Below are 936 nucleotides of genomic sequence, written 5' to 3' on the forward strand. Positions count from 1 at the left end.
AAAATCGCCCTGTTCAGACTCGCTTTCGCTGCGCCTACACCTACCGGCTTAAGCTTGCTAGTTACACTAAGTCGTTGACCCATTATACAAAAGGTACGCCGTCACTCTTTCGAGCTCCGACTGCTTGTAGGCATCCGGTTTCAGGTTCTATTTCACTCCCCTTGTCGGGGTGCTTTTCACCTTTCCCTCACGGTACTTGTTCGCTATCGGTCATGCACGAGTACTTAGGCTTGGAGAGTGGTCTCCCCATGTTCAGACAGGATTTCACGTGTCCCGCCTTACTCAAGGACAATCAGTGTTCTACGCCTACGGGACTATCACCCGCTACGGTCGACCTTTCCAAGTCGTTCGGCTTTATTCCTGATTGCCACTGGCCTGGTCCGCGTTCGCTCGCCACTACTTGCGGAGTCTCGGTTGATGTCCTTTCCTGCAGGTACTTAGATGTTTCAGTTCCCTGCGTTCGCTTCTTACACCCTATGTATTCAGGTGCAGATACCTTATCACAATGCTTGGAAACCTAAGCCGTATCGAAACACGACTTAAATTTTCCAAGCATCTAAGGTGGGTTGCCCCATTCGGAGATCCATGGATCAAAGCTCATTCGCAGCTCCCCACGGCTTATCGCAGCGTATCACGTCCTTCTTCGCCTGTGCATGCCAAGGCATCCACCAAATGCCCTTACGACACTTCATCGTTCTCATTGCCAATGCTCATCGTCTTTGCTGAATTTGGTCAGCTTGTCCCTTTTCGCTTGCGCTCAAGGGGCGACCAAATCTGACAATACGGTCTAGTTACCTATGCCGCATCCGTCACGGTCCGGAGAACTTCCCCGACCCGCTATGCGTGACTACCTTTTACAATCACGCTTTCTAACAATGCCATCGACGTGTTCGATCGGTCCGCTTTATCGGAGCTACGCCGAGCAGCTCTCTTGCG

Annotated in this window: 1 rRNA gene; it reads right to left on the reverse strand. The window is 51.6% G+C overall.

The features are described from left to right. Positions 1-693: ribosomal RNA gene (locus M0654_RS22470) — 23S ribosomal RNA — on the reverse strand; the annotation flags it as partial. Between the last annotated feature and the right edge of the window lie 243 nt (positions 694-936).

The organism is Neorhizobium turbinariae (assembly GCF_023223505.1).
Taxonomy (GTDB): domain Bacteria; phylum Pseudomonadota; class Alphaproteobacteria; order Rhizobiales; family Rhizobiaceae; genus Neorhizobium; species Neorhizobium turbinariae.